Raw genomic sequence first — 20,573 nt, 5'->3', positions numbered from 1 at the left:
GTTCGGTAGTGGCAAGGATCGTTGCTGCCAAGGAGAACTGTCATGGGCGATTTCAGGAAATTGAGGGTGCTTGGTCTCTTGCCAGGCGTATTCCGTGTTCTTGCGGGTCTGTCCCTGATGGTTGCGTTGGGCGTGGCTGATGCCGCATTGACCGATGTGTCCGATGCCCCGTTCTACAATTCCACCTCCTCGCAGCTCAAGCCGAACATCATGCTGCTCATGGACACATCCAACTCGATGCGTTTCTCGCACATGCCGGACCAGATCGAGGGAACCAATAGTGGCTTGATGCCCATCGGTTACAAGAGTTATCAGTGCAACGTCCTCTATTACAATCCGAACCGGGTGTATGAGATTCCCAAGGATAGCTCGGGAAGCTCTTTGCCGACTCCCAGTTTCACCGCCGCACCCTACAATTATTTCTCGACCGATGCGAGCCTGGTCAATCTATCCTCCAGCTTCCAGGCTTATGACACATCGACCCGGCAGTATCTGACGGTTTCGGACCCCGCACAAGCCGCCTATTACTATCTGCATTCGGTTGCCGGTACGAAGAACTATCTGGACACTCCCTGTACCGATGCGGATGTCGGGGCGACGGTTCCCGCCGGCGACGGCGGCACGTGGACGCGGGTACTGGTGTCATCGACATCGGGACCCGGTGGGGTCGATGAACGGCAGAATTTTGCCAACTGGTATACCTTCTACCGAACCCGGATCAGTCTGATCAAGAGCGCCGTCAGCCTCGCCTTCATGCCCTTGACGGACAGCAGTCGAGTCGGTTTCATCACCGTCAATCCCGATCTGAGCGGCAGCGCCAACTACCTGCCGATCGCCGATTTCAATGCGACGCAGCGAAGCAACTGGTATAGCAAGCTGTTCAGCCAGGTGCCGGGCGGATCTTCTCCTTCGCGTGAGGGACTGGCGCGGGTAGGTCGTCACTTTGCCGGCAAGCAGGACAGCATCAACAGTGGCATGAGCGGTGATCCGATCCAGTTTTCATGCCAGCAGAACTTTACCATCATGACCACCGACGGCTACTGGAACGTGGCGGCCGAAACCGCTGGTCCGGTGAAGGTAGACGGGGTGACGCAGGTCGGTCAGCAGGATGGCACGCTTGACACCGTGGTCGACAATACCCACTGGACCCAGCGCCCGATGTGGGACGGGGGGGCCGACACCTTGCGCGTGATTACCGACAAGACCACCCAGTATCGTTCGGTGGCCTGCGTCAGCCCTTACGCCAACCGAACCACATCCCAGAACCTGCAGAGCACTTCGCAGAATTTGCAGAGCACCACGCAGAATCTGCAGAGCACCTCACAGAACCTGCAAAGCACGCTGCAGAATCTGAAGAGTACCTCGCAATTGACGAAAAGTACCTCGCAGATCACGCAAAGTACGCTGCAGAATCTGCAAAGCACGTCTCAGAAACTGAAGAGCACCTCGCAACTGACCCGGAGTACCACGCAGCTCACGCAAAGTACCTTGCAGAATCTGCAAAGTACAGTGCAAAAATTCAAGAGCACCTCGCAACTCACCCGGAGTACCTCGCAGCTGACGAAAAGCACGTCGCAGAAAACGCAAAGTACGCTGCAGAACTTGAGAAGCACTTCGCAGATCACTCGGAGCACTTCGCAGGTTACGCAAAGCACGTCGCAGATCACACAAAGTACTCTGCAGAACCTGCGAAGCACGTCTCAGCTCACGCAGAGCACTTCGCAGATCACGGTCAGCACGCTCAAGGCCTATCAGTCGACCAGCCAGATCCTCCAATATGACGCTACAACTGAACTGACCACACCCGTGGCAAGCTGCACACCCGGTGGCAACATTTCCTGTACGACGGTAACCACCGGTCCGACCCTGGTGGCTTCGTGCACGCCCGTGGCAGCTGCGGCGGGCAACCTGTATACGGCAACGACCTGCTCCTCTTCGACCACCGGGCCGACCCCTGCGGCTTCATGTACGCCAGCAAGTGCTTCCGCAGGCAATGGCTACACGACTACCACCTGCAACACCGTGACCAGCGGGCCCACTCCAGTGGCCAGTTGCACGCCAGCGGCTGCCGGTGCCGGCAACAGCTATACGACCACGACCTGCAACACCGTGACCACCGGGCCGACCCCGGTGGCGACCTGTACGCCGGCGTCAGCCTCTTCCGGAAACAGCTATACGGCCACGACCTGTTCGACCGCAACTACCGGGCCCACCGGCGTGGCCTCGTGTACGCCCGTGACCGCTTCTTCCGGCAACAGCTACACAGCGACGACCTGCAACACCGTGACCACCGGGCCGACAGGCGTGGCGTCATGTACGCCGGTGTCTGCGAGTGCCGGCAACAGCTATACAGCGACAACTTGCAATACGGTGACCACCGGGCCCACCGGCGTGGCCTCGTGTACGCCCGCGGCCGCTTCTTCCGGCAACAGCTATACGGCCACCACCTGCAATACCGTGACCACCGGACCCACTGCGGTGGCCTCGTGTACGCCGGCGTCAGCCTCTTCCGGAAACAGCTATACAACGACGACCTGTTCCACTGCTACCACCGGACCCACCCCGGTGGCCAGCTGTACGCCGGTCTCGGCGTCTTCCGGCAACAGCTATACGGCCACCACCTGCAACACCGTGACCACCGGACCCACCGGCGTGTCATCGTGTACGCCGGTGGCGGCGTCCTCCGGCAACAGCTATACGGCCACCACCTGCAACACCGTGACCACCGGACCCACCGGCGTGTCATCGTGTACGCCGGCAAGCGCTTCTTCCGGCAACAGCTATACGACCACGACCTGCAACACCGTGACCACCGGGCCCACTGCGGTCGCGTCGTGTACGGCCGCGACCGCTTCTTCCAGCAACAGCTATACGACCACGACCTGCAACAATGTGACCACCGGACCGACCCCGGTGGCCACCTGTACTCCGGTGTCTGCGTCTGCTGGCAACAGTTACACGGCCACCACCTGTTCGACCGCGACCACCGGGCCAATCGGCGTGGCGACATGTACGCCAGTGGCAGCGTCTGCCGGCAACGGCTACACGGCAACGACCTGCAACACCGTCACCACCGGACCCACCGGCGTGGCATCGTGTACGCCCGCGACCGCTTCGGCCAGCAACAGCTATACGACCACGACCTGTAACACCGTGACTACCGGACCTACTGCGGTGGCGTCGTGTACGGCCGCGACCGCTTCTTCCAGCAACAGCTATACGACCACGACCTGCTCGACCGTGGCCACCGGGCCGACCCCGGTCGCCTCCTGTACGCCGGTGACCGCTTCTTCCGGCAACAGCTATACGGCCACCACTTGCGCCACCGCGACCAGCGGGCCGACCGGCGTGTCGTCGTGTACGCCGGTGGCTGCCTCTTCCGGCAACAGCTATACGGCGACGACCTGCAACACCGTCACCAGCGGTCCCACCGGCGTGTCGTCGTGTACGCCGGCAACCGCGTCTTCCAGCAACGGCTACACGACCACCACGTGCAATACTGTAACCACCGGACCTAGTCCAGTGGCTGCCTGTACGCCGTCGGCGGCTTCTTCCGGCAACAGCTATACAGCCACGACCTGTTCGACCGTGGCGACCGGACCTACCCCGGTGGCCACCTGTACGCCGTCGGCGGCTTCTTCCGGCAACAGCTATACGGCCACGACCTGCTCGACCGCGAATACCGGACCCACTCCGGTGGCCACCTGTACACCAATCTCGCCTACCGCAGGCAATGGGTATACCACCACCACCTGCACTACCGCGACCACTGGACCAACTGCCGTGGCCACCTGCACACCGGCGACTGCGTCTGCCGGTAACAGCTATACGGCCACGACCTGCACGACCGCGACCAGCGGACCCACTCCGGTGGCTTCGTGTACATCGGCACCGGCAAGCGCGGACAATAGTTGGGTAACAACAACATGTTCGCTGGTCGAGACCGGTCCGACCGAAGTAGCATCCTGTACGCCGATCTCGCCCATTGCACCGGATTACGAAACCACCACTTGCGACTATCTGACGGGCCACAAATTACAGAAGCGCATTCAGACCGGCGTAACCTCGATCTTCCTGAACGGCGGCATCAGCGGTTTCGAAATCAGCCGATCGACGAGCACCGACGATCCGGATTACGTCGATGTCGACGGTGTTTGTCATCCCGATGCCTCGACACTGGCGGCGCCTTTGGATCCTGTCCCGGACTCCGCACGTGCGAGCAGCGATGACGCGCCGCCGCCGAGTCCTTGCAGTGAATGGCCCTGTGTCGTGGATTCGACCATTACTGGAGGTAGCAGCAATTCTCTGGCTGACGTGGCCCAGTACTACTATGTCACCGACTTGCGTCCGGAGTTGACCAACGACGTACGGGTTGCGGCAACCATCGGTGCCGAATCGGATCGTGCCACTCACCAGCACATGACGACCTTCACCCTGGCGCTCGGCGTGTCCGGGACTCTCAAATACAGTCCGACCTATAAAATCGACACGGTCGGGGATTTTGCACGGATTCGCTGCAATCCGCTGAGCGGCGGCTGCAACAATACTTGCCCGGCGACCGATCCAAGCTTCCCGTACTGCACGCCGAAGTCCTGGCCGGTGTGGCCCGATCCGACTCTCGATTACTCTGACGCCACGCGCTATAGCGACCCGCGGTCGATCGACGATTTCTGGCACACCGCAGTCAACGGCCGCGGGCTTTATTTCAGCGCCGACGACCCGAATTCGGTGGTCAGCGGGCTCCAGCAGGCGCTGGCAGGCATTCAGTCGCGGCTCGGCGCCGGTTCGGCAGCAGCGACCTCGACCCTGTCGCCAGTGGCCGGAGACAATGCCGCCTACCGCACCAGCTACGTTTCGCAGGAGTGGGTGGGCGATCTAGCCGCCTATGAGATCAACCCGGCGACCGGTGTCATGAGCACGACCACGGAGTGGCGATCGCAGCCCTTGATGGATGCCACGATCGGATCGGCTTGCGACAGGCGGACCATCTATCTGTTCCGCTCCGGTGCAAGCAACAATCTCACTCCCTTCACCTGGGACACGCGGGCCTGTGATGTTGCCGGCCTACCGACCGGTGACCCCACGACCGGACTGGTGGCGGCCGAACAAGCCTATTTCGGGGCGGCCAGCGTGGCGCAGTTCAGTCAGTATCCCAGCATGTCGGATGGCAGCGGTGGCACGGTCGACCAGCGGACGGCCGCTGCCGGTGCGAATCTGGTGAACTATCTGCGCGGTCAGCACACGCACGAGGGAACGGCGCTGTTTACGACCAATGATCTGACCAAGCTTTACCGTGCCCGCACGCATGTTCTGGGGGATTTCGTGAACTCCCAGCCGGCTTTCGTCAAGGGGCCCTTCGCCTCCTACGCGGATAGCGGTTATGCCACGTTCAAGAGCGACCATGCCGGGCGTACGCCAATGATCTACGCAGGCGCCAATGATGGCATGCTGCATGCCTTTGTCGCATCAAACGGGGCAGAGTCCTGGGCATTCATTCCGAGACTGGTGTTGCCCAATCTCTTCAAGCTGGCCGACAACAACTATGCCAATACGCACCAGTTCTACGTCGACGGTTCGCCGACAGTGGGGGACATCTATGCGAGTTCCACCTGGAAAACGATTCTGGTCGGCGGACTCAACAAGGGCGGCAAGGGCTATTATGCCCTGGACGTGACCGATCCGGCGGTTCCGAAAGCCTTGTGGGAATTCGGCTGGAGCGATGCGTGCTGGGATGGCGTGACCACCGGGGTCGGGTCCGACTGCCATCTCGGCTATACCTTTGGCCGCCCGATCATCTCCAAGCTCCAGAATGGCACCTGGGTGGTCTTTGTGACCTCGGGTGTAAACAATGTCAATAGCCCGGCCAAGGCAGGCGATGGCAACGGCTATCTGTACGTGCTCAATGCCGACACTGGCAAGCTGATCGCCAAGATCGCCACTGGTGCTGGCGACGCAGAGACGCCCAGCGGACTCAACCAGATCAATAATTTCGTTGATAACGTGCTGCTCAACAACACTTCGCTGCAGGTATACGGGGTGGATCTGCTGGGCAACGTCTGGCGCTTCGATATCAATGACAATCTCGATCCCGATGGTCTGGAAGCGACGCTGTTGGGAACGGCGAAGGACTCGGCGGGGAATCCGCAGCCGATCACGACACGTCCCGAACTGGCGGAAATCGAAGGAAAGCCGTGGGTCTTCATTGGCACCGGGCGTTTGCTCGGGCTTGGCGACCTGCCTGATACCAGTACCCAGTCGACGTATGGTTTCAAGGACCCGCTCACCGGCTCACCGGTCTATGCCGACCTGCGCAGCGTCTTGAATCCCTTGCAGATGACGCAACCCGCAGGCGAGCTTTACCGGACCATTGCCTGTAGTGGGTCCGAAGCAGATTGTGCAGGCACCAATGGCTGGGTGGTCGATTTGCCCGAATCTGGCGAGAGGGTCAATATCGATCCCAAACTGCAATTGGGTACGCTAACCTTTGCCAGTAACGTGCCGAGCAACTCCGCGTGCAGTATCGGAGGCCATAGTTGGCTGAATTTCCTGGACTTCCGTACGGGTCTGGCAGTGCCCACCTCACCGAACCTGGCAGCCTCAAGACGTTTGAATGAAACTCTGGCGGTGGGTCTCAACTTTGTTCGTCTGACTGACGGGCGGATCGTGGTTGACGTGATCGGTTCCGGAGACAAACCCCCCGAGGTTGTGGAACTGCCGGTGCTGACGCCGCCTCCGGCAGGCAAACGCGTGAGTTGGCGTGAGGTCATCAATTGAGATCGGATGAGCCTTAACGACTCAAGATCCCCCTTCGCACCTGCGGGAGCTCAGACGGGATTTTGCTGCGCACTGCTGTGCGCTACAGGAGCCGGCCCGCGCTGCAGCGCGGGCCGTGGGAGGGGTCAGGCAGTGAGGGGAAACCGTCATTACTTTCCCGAGCAGAGAGGCTTGGAGAAGTCATGACCGTTGGCGTGCGAGTTTGATGGTCAGGATCTCGATGAATGGATTGCTTGAGTGCTGGCGTTCGGAAATCCGGGCACCAGAGAACCGTTATCTGTGGGCAGCGCTGGCTTGCTCGTTCGGCCTGCACATCCTGTTGATGCTGTTCACCAGCGGCGCCGAACGCTCGGACGGGGTAAGCCTGTTTCCTCCTGGTACCGCTCGTTCGGTCCCGGTCGTTCTGATGGCGAGTTTTTCGGAATTCCGTCGGACAAGCGTTTCAGTGTCTACAGAACAGCCTGTCTCCGAGGTTCTTGAACCTTTACCGCAGATCCAGAAAACGCCAGCCAGGGTCGCCCCGACCATCGCACAGGAGGTGCCGAAGGAGATGTCTTCTCCTGATCGCCAGGGTTCGGTGAACTCATCTGGGTCACCGGAGTCTTCGGCGCGTGCGGAAGCGGTTTCGACTGCGGCGCGGCCCTCCGCGAGCGCCGAGCATGCCCGGGCCGACGAGGAAGCAGCTCGCCTCGCCCGGCACGCAAGCTATGGGCTTGCCAGCCTGCTGGATGTGCCGCCGGTGCCTTTGTCAGACATTCAACCAGAGTATCCGGAGTCGGCGGGGAATCAACAAGGGACGGTCGTCTTGCGGCTCTTCATCAGCGCTAGTGGCGATGTGGATGAACTCGTCGTCGTCCGCGCGTTACCGAGCGGATTTTTCGAGGAGGCAGCACTGACGGCATTCGCGACAGCGCGCTTCTCGCCAGGCATGCACCATGGCCGTGCGGTCAAGAGCCAGATGGCGGTGGAGGTGCAGTTCGTTCCCTTCAACCGAGGCGCAGGCGTTTCCGGAAGAGGGTATTAGAGAAGAGGCTCTTTGTACCTCGTCCACAAGCTCTGAAAGCCTGAGTCCCGCTGCTACTTGCCAGTAAAGCCGACCAGCTTCGCGCTGACCGCGTTTTGCTGTTCAATTTCGGTTTCGAAATTCCATGCAAAACCTGCCTGCAGGTTGTTGACGGTCGGGGTGACGGTGCCGATGGCTTCGCCATTCTTGTCGAAGAGCCTGAGTTCGGCTGCAGCGTGTCCAATCGCCTGCTTCGATGCATTATTGACCCGTCCCTGGACCACCAGCGTTCCTGCGCTGTTGCGGGCAATCTTTGCGTCAACGAGCGAAAGCCCGCTGAGAGCCGCCTTGCTGCCCTCGGGGGTGGCCACTGGTGGCGCTTGCGCCTCGCTCTTCGCAGCGGCTTGTTCAGGCGGTGTCTGGTTGCAGGAGGCCGTCAAGGTGACTATGACGGCAGTGATCAGGAATCGGTATTGCGATGCCGTTGCCAGTTTCATTTGCTTCCCCATTCGTTCAGAATGCCCCGGCGCGGATGCGTTGGAGGCGACAAGTTTACAATTGTCCATTCTACTCGTTCCTTGCCGAATGAATGGCAAGCGCCCTTTGCGCCGGAATAAGTGCTTGAACTCGGGAGGGCCAGCGATGAAGACGATCACCCAGAGACTGGATGCCGGCTCGCATAGCGCTGGTTGTGCTGCTCGTCTCAGCCGTGCAGGGGCTTGATGGCGCGCTTCACGCCCGGGAGTTCCGGATGCGGATGGATCGTGAAGCCGAGCCTTCGCATCATGCGCAGCATCTTGTGATTGGTACCCAGCAGATCGCCGACCAGGGCTCGATAACCCTTGGTTCGGGCATAGTCGATCAATACCGCGATCAGGCGGCGGCCCAGCCCGAACTGCTGCCATTTGTCGTCGATGGCGACGGCGAACTCCACCGACTCGCCGTCTGGAGTGAGGACGTAGCGGGCGCTGCCGATCTGCGTCTCGCGGCCCGTGTCGTCGATTGTCGTGGCGATCATCGCGAGTTCGCGATCATAGTCGATCTGCGTAAAGCGTACGACCACCGGCAGCGGCAGATCGATGATCGATTCCATGAAACGGAAGTATCGTGATTCTTCGGACAGGTTCCTGACGAATTCACGTTCCAGGTCGGCATCTTCGGGGCGAACCGGACGAATGGTGACAGTGCTGCCGTTGGGCATCTGCCACTTCTGTATCAGGTGCACCGGGTAAGGATGAATCGCCATGTGCGCATAGCGCTCGCTACCGGTACCGAGGGCGTGGTCGATGACAATCCGGGCATCGACCACGATTGCCCCGTTTTCATCGACTATCAGCGGATTCAGATCAAGCTCCTTGATCCATGGCAGGTCGCAGACCAATTCGGAAATGCACACCAGTACCTCTTCCAGTGCATCGTGTTTTACTGCCGGATGGTTGTGGAACTTTCCGAGCATCCTCGACGCACAATTCGACTCGATCAGATCCCTGGCCAGGAAGCGGTTCAAGGGTGGAATCGCCAGCGAACGTTCGTTGAAGATCTCTGCATCGAAGCCACCTGCGCCAAAACAGATCAGCGGACCGAAAAGCGGATCACGAAATACCCCGATCATCAATTCACGACCATGTGGCCGCGAAAGGTAAGGTTCGATCGAGACTCCATTCACCGCCGCCTCCGGGTAACGCAGTTGCACCGTGTTGACGATGTCGTGGTACGCGTTCCAAACGGCTTGGGTATTGGCAATGTTCAGGCGCACGCCACCGGCTTCCGATTTTCGCGTCAGATCTGGAGAATCGATCTTCATGGCGACTGGAAAGCCGATTTGCTCGGCAACAAAGAGCGCTTCACTGGCACTGCGTGCCATCATCGTTTGTGCGACGGGGACGTTGAAAGTACGCAGAATGGCTTTCGATTCCATCTCTGACAAGACCTTGCGGCGCTCGCCCAACAGAGTTTCGATCAGCATGCGGCCGCCGCGCTCGCCGGTCAGCCCGGACTGACGGGTCGGGCCGGGCGTCTGCAGGAGCAATTTCTGGTTACGGAAGTACTTGGAAATCGTGTGGAACAGTTCGATCACCGTTTCTGGCGTACGGAATACTGGAATCCCTGCCTCTTCCAGCAGTCGGCGGGCTTTGGCAACCTGCCGGCCACCCATCCAGCAGCAGGAAATGGTCAGGCTCACTTCTTCGGCGACATCAATTATTGCCTGGGCGACCTCCATCGGCTCGGTCATCGCCTGTGGCGAGAGCATGACCAGTGTGCTGTCCACATTCTCGTCGACAGCCACCGCCAGAATCGTTTCACGATAGCGCTCGGGTGTGGCGTCGCCACCGATGTCGATCGGGTTGAGGTATGAGCAATCGGCGGGCAGGATCTGTTTCAGCTTGTTGCAGGTCTCAGGCGACAGGCTGGCGAGAGGAATGCCCAGATCGCCGGCACGGTCGGCCGCGACGGCCCCTGGACCGCCGCCGTTGGTGACGATGGCCAGACGGTCGCCGCGAGGATGGAACTTCGACGACAGGGCCTTAGCCGCATAGAACAACTGTCCGATATTTTGCACGCGCACCGCCCCTGTACGGCGCAGCGCTGCGTCGAATACAGTGTCGGGAACCGCGGCCATTCCGGAATGCGCGACCGCTGCCTGCGCTCCCAGTTCGTGCCGTCCCGCTTTCAGGAGGATGATCGGCTTGATCCGCGCTGCCGAGCGTAGAGCGCTCATGAAACGTCGGGCATTGCGGATACCTTCGACGTACATCAGGATGTAACGCGTTTTGTCGTCATAGATCAGATAATCGAGAATCTCGCCAAAATCGACGTCCACGGTCACGCCCAGGGAAATCACCGAAGAGAATCCGATCCGACTCGTCTCGGCCCAATCAAGGACCGCTGAACACATGGCGCCGGACTGTGCAACCAGAGCCAGATCGCCAGGTTCGGCGCTCACCTTGGTAAAGGTTGCGTTCAGACCGATGTCGGGGCGAATGATTCCTAGGCAGTTCGGTCCCAGGACCCGCACGTTGTAGGTGTGCGCGATTTCCACCACCTTTCGCTCCAAGGCCGCGCCGCTGCTGCCGGCTTCGGAAAAGCCGGAGGCGATGACGATCGTATTACGTACGCCGCAGCGCCCACATTGCTCCATGATGCGGGGGACGGTCTGTGGTCGGGTGGCGATGATCGCCAAGTCGATTCGGCCACCGATCCGTTCGACCGATTTGTATGCAGGCTGCCCCTGAATCAACTCGTGCTGGGGATTGACCGCGTAGACCTGTCCCCGGTAGCGCGAATGCAGGATGTTCTTGAATATGATGTTGCCAACCGATTTCTCCCGATCTGACGCGCCGATAACGGCGACCGATTTGGGTTCGAACAGTGAGGTCAGATAGTGCTGCATCAACATGGAGGAGCCTTCTCGAATTTCAGCAGGGGGACATATTCTCCGGTTGCAAGGCATTGGGGCCCTGACGGCCGGTTGGGCTAATCCGGATCGAGGAGGTACGATACCAGTCCGTCAGCGAGCTTGGGTTCAAACCAGGTCGACTTGGGGGGCATGACCTGGCCGGTGTCGGCAACGGCGATCAGATCGGCCATCTGCGTCGGATACATGGCAAAAGCGACGGCCATTTCGCCGCTGTTCACCCGCCGTTCGAGTTCCGACAGGCCACGCATGCCGCCGACGAAGTCGATGCGGGTGTCTCGGCGCAGGTCGGTGATCCCGAGCAACGGACCGAGAAGTTGCTCGGCAAGTACCGAGACATCGAGCTGGCGCACCGGGTCCGAGACTGGAACCTGTCCGGACAGAATCTCCAGCCGATACCACCGGTTGCCAAGGTACATGCCGCAAACGCCGCGACGTTCCGGTTTGACCGGCGTGGTGGACGCGCCGACGGTGTAGCATTTGCTGACCTCTGCCAGGAAGGCTTCCTCGGTCAGACCGTTGAGGTCCCGCACCATTCGGTTGTAATCCATGATCAGCATCTGTGAAGCCGGGAAGATGACCGAGAGAAAGAACTCTGCACTGTCAGCCGCATGGTTCTGTTGACGCCGAGTCGCGGCAACCCGCGCGGCAGCTGCCGAGCGATGGTGACCATCGGCGATGTAGAGATTGGGCATGGCACCAAACACCGCACTGATCTGTGCAATGCTTGCCGGGTCATGGATTGTCCACAGCGTATGCCTGATGCCATCGTCGGCGATCAAATCGATGCTCGGTGGGCTGTCGGTAGCGAGCGCGAGCAGCTGCTCTGCCTTCACGCTGTCCGGGTGCACGAGCAGCACCGGTCCGGTCTGTGCATTCAGGGCCTCGATCTGGCGTACCCGGTCATCCTCCTTGTCCGGCCTCGTAAACTCGTGTCTGCGGATACGGTGACTGTCGTAGGCGGCGACCGACGCGGCGGCGACCAGCCCGGTCTGAACGTGCTCGCCCATGACCAGTCGATAGGCGTAATAACAGGCGTGCGGGTCACGGCAAAGAACTCCATCAGCGATCATCCGCTGAAAATTTTCGGCTGACCTGGCATATACCGCTGGTGAATACTGATCGACCTCTGGTGGCAGGTCGATTTCCGCTCTGGAGACATGCAGAAAGGACAGCGGTTTGCCGATCACCGCCTGCCGGGCCTCTGCACTGGAGAGAACATCATAAGGCGGCGCAGCGACTGCGGCAGCGTCTGTGCGGCGCGGACGTAGGCCGGCGAAGGGTCGAATCAGGCAATGATCAAGGGACACGAGATTCTCCTGTGGGAGCTTGTTTCTGGAAGTGACCGGCTTGCCCATCGCACAGGGCATGGCGCCGGTCAGTCGAAGACGCTCGGATACCCGGGGTTGTTCAGATACTCCGGTACAGCGCCTCATAGCGCGCCGCCGAATCGGCCCAGGAGAAATCCTGCGCCATGCCGCGCCGTTGCAATTGGTGCCACGTCGACTGGTGGTCTCGGTAGAGCGCACAGGCCTCGCTCAGGCGAGTAGCCAGGGCCCGACTGCTGGGATCATCAAAGACGAATCCGTTGGCTGTGCCGTCCTTGAGGTTGCCCGGCGTGGCATCCGTGACGGTATCGGCCAGGCCGCCAACCCGCCGCACCAGCGGCAAGGTGCCATAGCGCAGGGCATACAACTGGGTCAGGCCGCACGGCTCGAAACGCGAGGGAACCAGAAGGACGTCGGCAGCGGCGATGATGCGATGCGCCAGCGCTTCATCATAGCCGAGATATACCGATACGGTATGGGGATGTGCCGCCGCTGCGGCCCTGAAACCCGCTTCGATTTCCGCTTCGCCACTGCCGATCACGACCAGTTGTCCTCCCTCGGTTCGCAGTTCGTGCAGGCACGCGAGAACCAGATCCATGCCTTTCTGCGATGTCAGTCGACTGACCACGGCGAACAGGGGTGTTTTCCCCCGGACCGCAAAGCCCATTTCAGCTTGCAGTTTGAGCTTGCAAACCTTTTTGCCACGCAGCTTGTCGGCGCTGTAGCCCTTGGGTAGTGCCGGATCTCTGGTCGGATCCCATACCGAATAATCCACTCCGTTGAGAATACCAGACAGATGGTCGCCACGATCACGTAGCAACCCATCCAGCCCCCAGCCGTGCTTTGGCGTGCAGATCTCATGGGCATAGGTTGGGCTGACCGTGTTTACTCGCTTGGCGTGCACGAGCGCCGATTTCATGAACGACAGGTGTCCGTAAAATTCGAGTGCGCTTTGATCGGCACCGGAAATCAGTAAGCCGAGGTCCGTATGGTGGTCGAGAGGAAACAGCCCACGGAATGCGAGATTGTGAATCGTGAACACCGTTGCGGTATTCAGCGCAGGGTTTTGTGCAATATAGGCGGGCGCCAGTCCGGCGTGCCAGTCGTGCGCATGAACCACCTCCGGCTGCCAGGTTTCGTCGAGCTCGCCGGCAGCCAGATGCGCTGCAATCCAGCCGAGGAGGGCATAGCGCCGATGATTGTCATTCCAGTCGCGACCGTCTGGCCCAAGATACGGATCGCCGTCACGCCGGTATAGGAAGGGGGCGTCGATGACATAGGCTAGCAGGCCGTTGTCTGGAAGTCGACCCAGTTGGAGCGTGATGACCGCCGCCCCGAACGCTGGTCCGAGGCGGATCAGTGGCTTTTGGTCCCTGACGCCGTTGAGAATCGCCGGCATTCCGGGCAGCAGCACGCGGACATCCAGACCGCGTGCAGCAAGCGCGACGGGCAAGGCAGCGACGACGTCAGCAAGGCCGCCGGTCTTGACCAGCGGAAAGATTTCGGCGGCAACGTGCAGGATGCGCAAGAGGTACTATATTTCCTTGTCAGGTGAGCTGTTCGAGCATTTTCCGGGTAACCAGCGTGATGCCATTCTCGGTACGGCGGAAGCGACGCGCATCTTCAGCGGGGTCTTCTCCAATGACCATGTTCGCTGGGATATTGCAATCGCTGTCTACGACGCAGTGGCTGAGGCGGGCTCGGCTGCCGATCGTCGAATCAGGGAGGATAACCGATAGATTGACCCGTGAATAGGAATGAACACGACAACCGGAGAAAAGCAGCGATCTGTTGACTTCCCCGGAAACGATACAGCCGCTGGAGACCGAAGACTCGATGGCATTACCGCGCCGGTCGAGATGGTTATGCACGAACTTGGCGGGGGGGAATTGTTGTTGGTAAGTCCACACTGGCCAGTTGCGGTCGTAGAGATTTAGTGCCGGTACCGTCGCCGTCAGATCGATATTCGCATCCCAGTAGGAATCAATCGTTCCTGCGTCACGCCAATAATACTCTCTGAACTGCTCGTCCGGTGCGACGATGCAACTGCGTGAGAAGGAGTGCGCTGCGGCCACGCGGTTTTTTACGGCATGCGGAATGATGTTCTTCCCGAAATCGTGATCAGAGGCTGGATCGTTGATGTCGCGCGCCAGCTCGGCATACAGGTATTGTGCGTTGAATACGTAAACCCCCATGCTACACAACGACATATTTGGCTTGCCCGGCATCGCCGGTGGGTCGGCAGGTTTTTCGATGAAATCGGTGATCATGCCGTTTTCATCGACGTCCATGACTCCGAAGCCACTGGCTTCGTGACGCGGGACTTCGATACAGGCCACCGTACATTCGGCACCGCTCTCGACGTGGTCAACCAGCATCACGGCGTAGTTCATTTTGTAAACATGGTCGCCCGCCAGGATCACGACGAACTCTGGTTTGGGCCGATAGGTCTCGAGAATGTCGATGTTCTGGTATACGGCGTCGGCCGTCCCCCGATACCAGGACTCTTCGTCGATACGCTGTTGTGCCGGAAGCAGGTCGACGAACTCGTTAACCTCACCATGCAGGAAGTTCCAGCCGCGCTGCAGGTGGCGCAAGAGGCTGTGTGACTTGTATTGGGTGACCACGCCAATTCGCCTGATCTGCGAGTTGACGCAGTTGGACAAGGCGAAGTCAATAATCCGGAACTTGCCCCCGAAGTGGACCGCCGGCTTGGCGCGGCGATCCGTCAGTTCGTGCAACCGGCTGCCGCGTCCGCCAGCAAGGACCAGGGCAATCGCCTTGCGCGGCAACTGGAATGTCTTTCTATCAACCATTTTGCTATCCCCTTCTGAAATTGATTCATCGCATCAGGTGGCGCTCGTCACCCATTCTTTGTTGCGTAGCCGGTCCTAACGGTCATGACTTTTCCGGGTACACCCACAATCATGAAAGTCGTGACCGTTTCCTTCTTTCCAAACCCTCCTCTGCATGGGGAGGGGAGATTCGTGAGTCGCTGACTCGACTTTCACATGAACTAACTGATCACATTCGGCACTTTTCTGCCCGTGATCGCGGCAATCCGTGCCACCGCATCGGCCAAGCCAACCAGTGGCGCCAATGCTTCCTGTGTGGGAATTTCGTGTTGGCCGGGGTCGGCGATAAAACGTTCGAGATAGACGCGCAAGGTGGCTCCCTCGGTACCTGTACCCGACAAACGAAATACTGCCCGCGAACCATCATCTAGCAGGATGCGGATACCCTGACGCTCAGAACGTGAGCCATCCACTGGATCGACATAGGCGAAATCATCGGCCGTCGCGATGCGTAGGCCTCCGTACTCCGAACCCGGTAGTTGCGAGAGACGAGCCCGCAAATCATTCATCAGGCGATCACCTTGTGCAATCTCGATGCCTTCGTAATCGTGGCGGGAGTAGACATTGCGCCCAAAGCGTCGCCAGTGTTCACGAACAATCACGTCGGCAGGCAGGTCGCGCACGGCCAGAATGTTGAGCCAGTAGAGTACCGCCCACAGGCCATCCTTCTCGCGCACATGATTGGAGCCGGTACCCGCGCTCTCTTCGCCGCACAGGGTGCACCGGCCAGCATCCAGCAGTGACCCGAAGTACTTCCAGCCGGTCGGTGTTTCATAGCAAGGAATTCCGAGAGCCTCGGCGACGCGGTCGACGGCACAACTCGTCGGCATTGAGCGTGCGACACCCGCCAGGCCGCTGGCGTAAGCCGGAACCAGCGCATGGTTGGCGGCGAGAACGGCCAGACTATCGCTTGGACTCACCACGAAATTCCGGCCGACGATCATATTGCGGTCGCCGTCCCCATCAGAGGCTGCGCCAAAGGATAGGCCCGAACGGCTGTCGGCTAGTGCCGCGACCAGATCAGCAGCATATACCGGGTTAGGGTCGGGGTGGCCACCTGCGAAATCGGGTAGCGGTATGCAGTTGACTACCGTACCGGGGGGGGCACCTAGACGATTCTCGAGAATTTCAAGCGCATAGGGGCCAGTCACTGCGTGCATGGCGTCGAAACGCATGCGAAAGTCCGGGCGAGCCAGCAGACGAGCAATGCGATCGAAGTCGAACAGGGATTCGAGGAGTTCAGCGTAGTCGGCTACCGGATCGATGATGCTGACGACCATGTCACCGATGCACGTCTCGCCAACCTTGCTCAGGTCGATATCCGGGGACTCGACGGTATCATAGGCCCTGATTTCCTGGGTGCGCAAATAAACGGCATCGGTAAAACTTTCGTTGGCGGGTCCGCCATTGCCAAGGTTGTACTTGATGCCGAAATCCCCGTCCGGACCGCCCGAGTTGTGACTGGCCGACAGGATGATACCGCCAAAAGCCTGCCATTTGCGGATGACGGCGCTGGCCGCCGGGGTGGATAGTATGCCGTTGCGACCCACCAGTACGCGACCAAAACCGGTCGCCGCAGCCATGCGCAGGATGGTTTGGATGGCGACATCGTTGTAATAGCGGCCATCGCCCCCAAGGACCAGCGTCTGGCCCTGCTGGCCAGACAAGGTATCGAAGATGGCTTGTACGAAATTCTCGAGATAGCGCGCTTGCCGAAATACGGTCACTTTCTTTCGCAGTCCGGATGTTCCCGGCTTCTGACCGGAGAAAGGTGTACTGGGAACGCTGATCACCTGCATAGTCATTTCATGCCTCGTCACTAGTCACTAATATGAAAACCTTGAATCACTGCTGGAGAGACCCGGATTCATGCCAGATGCTGCCGGCTGAACGCCAACAGTCCCTGCGTCGATGCGTCGAACTTCTCTGCCAGGGGCGGATTGGCAATTGCCGGCAGGATGCTGCTGGCAACGGCCTTGCCAAGCTCGACGCCCCACTGGTCGAAAGAGTTGAGCCCCCAGATGGCGCCTTGTACAAATACCTTGTGCTCGTACAGTGCGATCAGCGCGCCAAGTGTTTGCGGATCAAGGCGGGAAAGCAGCAGTGTCGATGATGGCTGATTGCCGGCAAACACCTTGTGCGGCAAGAGGGACTCAAGCGCCGTGGCCGGCATCGTGCCCTGCAATTCGCTACGTGCCTCTTCGGCTGTCTTGCCGAACGCCAGGGCCGCGCTTTGTGCAAAACAGTTGGCAAGCAAAGCTTCCTGATGACCTGGGAGAGGGTAGTCAGAGCGTACGGCAGCGATGAAATCACAGGGTACCAGTCGTCCGCCCTGGTGCAGCAGCTGAAAGAAGGCATGCTGGCCATTATTGCCCAGTTCACCCCAGACGATGGGGTTCGATGCACAGGCAAGTGGCTGCCCGTCGCTACCGACCGACTTGCCATTGCTTTCCATTTCGAGTTGTTGCAGGAACGACGGGAAATATTTCAACGACTCGTTATAGGGCAACACCGCATTGCTCGTTGCACCCAGGAAATTGGTGTTCCAGATGCCGATCAGAGCCATCACCACCGGCAGGTTGCGCTCGTAGGGCGTGCTGCGGAAATGTTCATCCATGCGTTCAGCACCCGCCAGCAGATCGGCGAAAGCGTGCGGACCAATGGCGATCATCAGTGCCAGCCCAACCGCCGACCACAATGAGAAACGTCCACCTACCCAGTCCCAGAGGGGAAATACGGCATCTGCCATGATTCCGAATTTGACCGCACGCTCGGGTTTGGCCGTCAGTGCCGCAAAGTGACGGGATACGGCAGCAGCATCGCCGAGGTTGGCCACCAGCCAGTCGCGTGCCGTCTGTGCATTGAGCATGGTTTCCTGCGTGGTGAAAGTCTTGCTGGCAACCAGGAACAAGGTCGTGCGTGGGTCGAGCGTTTGCAGGAGCGGCGCCAGTTGAGCCCCATCGAGATTAGAGACGTAATGTACGCCAAGTGCCGGATGCGAGATGGAACGTAAGGCGTAATCGAGCATCTTCGGTCCGAGGTCAGACCCACCGATGCCGATATTGACGACATGCCGGATCGGCATGCCCGTGAAACCAAGTGCTTGCCCGGAGCGAATACGGTCGGCAAAGGCAGCCATCCGCTGGCGCGTGGCGATAACCTCGGGCATTACGTCTAGATCGGTGCTGGGGAAGGGACTGATCGATCGCCGCAGGGCAACATGCAGGACCGATCGATCTTCGCTGGCATTGATTTTTTCCCCACTGAACATGCGGGACGTCAATTCGTCAAGTCGGGCTTCGTGGGCCAGTGCGACCAGCAGGGCAAGCGTTGTCGAATCGATGCGTTGCTTCGAGAAATCGTAATAGATGCCGTCGTAGCTCAGCGAGAGTGATGCCACACGCCCAGGATCGTTGGCAAAAAATTGTCTGAGATGCACCGGAGAGAGCGAAAGCCGGTGCGCTTCGATAGCCTTCCAGGAGGCTGAGGCGGTGATGTTCATGGTCGATGGAAGCTCATGGAGGAGTGATCAGGCCGGTAATTAACGGCCCGTGGAGGGGGGAGAGGAAATATGACAGGATATGCCGTTCCGGTTATCAGCTTGCCAGAATGCTCGGAAGAACGCAAAAAAGAATGATGGACGGACTTTGCGAAACACCTGGCGAGACTTTCCCTGGCGAGTTTGACCCTTGCTGGTCACTATGGGCTCTGTTGACGGGATGCTGGCCGGATCATCGGCGCGCACTGGGAACGGCCAAAAGGGATTCAGATGATAGGCGCTACGGCAGGAATGCCATTGGCAGGCCTCGCCTTGCGGCTGCGCACGCTGGCTGCGAAGGGTTTGTCTTCCTCGGAGATATGGCGTTCGAACCAGTACTCGGCATAGCGCAGGAAGGAATGGACATCGCGCGCACCATTGCGTACTTCGTCGAAGGCTTTGCGCAGCGACTGCAGATTCTCTCGGTGCACGGCATCGTGATCGAGGAAGTCTATGCCGACTTCCCGGGCAATGCGCTTTTCGGTGGTGAAATGGTGCTCCAGATAATCAAGCAGGCTGTCGAACGTAGAGAAACGAACCGGTTCGGTTCCGAAGCACGCTCCCTTGAGTGATTCAATTCGCTGAAAGATCTCTTCGTGCTGTGCATCAATTTCCGGGAGATCGATCACTAAGGCCTCCGGGAGCAAACCGGTAGAATTGATCTCCATCACAACAGGCTCTCCAGGAAAGGGTCAACTATTCTCTCGATACAGTATAAAAAAAGAGTGCGAACAATTCCAGACAAATCAGCATTTTCTTAAGCAGACTGAAGCCTAAACAGGCTGCACTCAGATCGATTAACCGCCGCGGATCAGGCCGACCACCACGCCTTCGATGGCCAGTGTACGGGCGCCCGTGCTGACGGTGATCGGTGCAAAATCGGGATGCTCGGCGATCAGTTGGATGATGTCGCCCTGTTGGTGGAAACGCTTCACCGTCACCTCGTCATCCAACCTAGCCACGACAATCTGGCCGTGGTGCGCTTCACTGCTGCGGTGCACGGCGAGTAGGTCACCATCCATAATCCCGGCGTTTTGCATCGACATGCCGCGGACGCGCAAAAGAAAATCGGCACGCGGGCTGAACAGGGCGGAATCAATAGTATAACGACGTTGAATGTTTTCTATGGCCAGTATCGGACTGCCGGCAGCCACACTGCCGATCAATGGCAGTCCAAGTTGTTCGACCAGCCGAATGCCTCGCGCCGAGCCCGACTCAAGCATGATGATGCCTTTCTTGGCGAGCGCCCTGAGGTGTTCTTCAGCCGCATTATGCGAGGCAAAGCCAAAGGCATGGGCAATCTCGGCCCGCGTCGGCGGCGCACCAAGGTTCTCCAGTGTATCGCGGATAAAGTCGAGTATTTCCCTCTGTCGCGGGGTAAGTGGTGAAACTTTGAGCATGGCTGTGGCCTTCCATTGTTGGAACTGTATCTCCATACAGATTATCACGAAAATGCAAGGGGTGACAGTAGGCTTGGGGTACTGGACAGGGTAAATTAACGTCTGTTCGGGATAAGTTTGGGGGGGAAGGGGGCAAAGTTGTAATCAGGCACTGTACTACAGTTGTAAAAGAGAGGTGGCCCCGGAAATTCAGACAGGAGGATAAGTGGTAGCCTTGCCCCCACGAACGGCTGCGGACGCAGCCCCAACAGGAGCAAGAG

At 59.3% G+C, this 20,573-nt stretch carries 11 protein-coding genes; 2 read left to right on the top strand and 9 right to left on the bottom strand.

What is annotated here, in order from left to right; genetic code table 11:
- Window positions 1-42 precede the first annotated feature (42 nt).
- Both AW06_RS05410 and AW06_RS19945 read left to right on the top strand, forming a co-directional pair.
- Window positions 43-6,774 (top strand): PilC/PilY family type IV pilus protein, encoded by a 6,732-nt coding sequence (locus AW06_RS05410; RefSeq protein ID WP_034946813.1) that lies wholly within the window; start codon window positions 43-45, stop codon window positions 6,772-6,774.
- Between the two features lie 220 nt (window positions 6,775-6,994).
- Window positions 6,995-7,798, top strand: coding sequence for an energy transducer TonB (locus AW06_RS19945; RefSeq protein ID WP_171047355.1), 804 nt, complete (start codon window positions 6,995-6,997; stop codon window positions 7,796-7,798).
- Window positions 7,799-7,851: 53 nt separating this feature from the next.
- Here AW06_RS19945 and AW06_RS05400 read toward each other — a convergent pair whose 3' ends face one another.
- The 9 genes from AW06_RS05400 to lexA all read right to left on the bottom strand — a co-directional run bounded on the left by AW06_RS05400 (window position 7,852) and on the right by lexA (window position 20,313).
- Window positions 7,852-8,274, bottom strand: a complete 423-nt coding sequence (locus AW06_RS05400; protein WP_034946810.1) for an FxLYD domain-containing protein — start codon at window positions 8,272-8,274, stop codon at window positions 7,852-7,854.
- A 206-nt stretch (window positions 8,275-8,480) separates the two neighbouring features.
- Window positions 8,481-11,174, bottom strand: a complete 2,694-nt coding sequence (locus AW06_RS05395; RefSeq protein ID WP_034946807.1) for a GNAT family N-acetyltransferase — start codon at window positions 11,172-11,174, stop codon at window positions 8,481-8,483.
- Between the two features lie 77 nt (window positions 11,175-11,251).
- A complete protein-coding gene (locus tag AW06_RS05390) occupies window positions 11,252-12,502 on the bottom strand; it encodes a DUF1015 family protein (protein WP_273704408.1) in 1,251 nt (416 codons plus the stop codon).
- 100 nt (window positions 12,503-12,602) lie between these two features.
- The gene (gene glgA / locus AW06_RS05385; protein ID WP_034946804.1) at window positions 12,603-14,048 is read right to left on the bottom strand and encodes a glycogen synthase GlgA; all 1,446 of its coding nucleotides are present in this window, start codon (window positions 14,046-14,048) and stop codon (window positions 12,603-12,605) included.
- Window positions 14,049-14,067: 19 nt separating this feature from the next.
- Entirely contained in the window at window positions 14,068-15,336 is a 1,269-nt protein-coding gene (glgC, locus tag AW06_RS05380) for a glucose-1-phosphate adenylyltransferase (protein WP_034946801.1), read from the bottom strand.
- Window positions 15,337-15,536: 200 nt separating this feature from the next.
- Entirely contained in the window at window positions 15,537-17,174 is a 1,638-nt protein-coding gene (locus tag AW06_RS05375) for an alpha-D-glucose phosphate-specific phosphoglucomutase (RefSeq protein ID WP_034946799.1), read from the bottom strand.
- Window positions 17,175-17,242: 68 nt separating this feature from the next.
- A complete protein-coding gene (gene pgi / locus AW06_RS05370; protein WP_034946796.1) occupies window positions 17,243-18,877 on the bottom strand; it encodes a glucose-6-phosphate isomerase in 1,635 nt (544 codons plus the stop codon).
- Window positions 18,878-19,140: 263 nt separating this feature from the next.
- Window positions 19,141-19,581: a hemerythrin family protein gene (locus AW06_RS05365; RefSeq protein WP_034946793.1), complete on the bottom strand. Its 441-nt coding sequence runs from the start codon at window positions 19,579-19,581 to the stop codon at window positions 19,141-19,143.
- A 129-nt stretch (window positions 19,582-19,710) separates the two neighbouring features.
- Complete coding sequence (gene lexA, locus AW06_RS05360; RefSeq protein ID WP_034946791.1) at window positions 19,711-20,313, bottom strand: transcriptional repressor LexA; 603 nt, start codon at window positions 20,311-20,313, stop codon at window positions 19,711-19,713.
- Window positions 20,314-20,573: the final 260 nt, after the last annotated feature.

It is taken from the genome of Candidatus Accumulibacter cognatus (assembly GCF_000584975.1).
GTDB classification, from domain to species: domain Bacteria; phylum Pseudomonadota; class Gammaproteobacteria; order Burkholderiales; family Rhodocyclaceae; genus Accumulibacter; species Accumulibacter cognatus.
The sequence above is the reverse complement of the archived record's forward strand: the minus strand, read 5'-3'. Positions and strand labels throughout refer to the sequence as shown.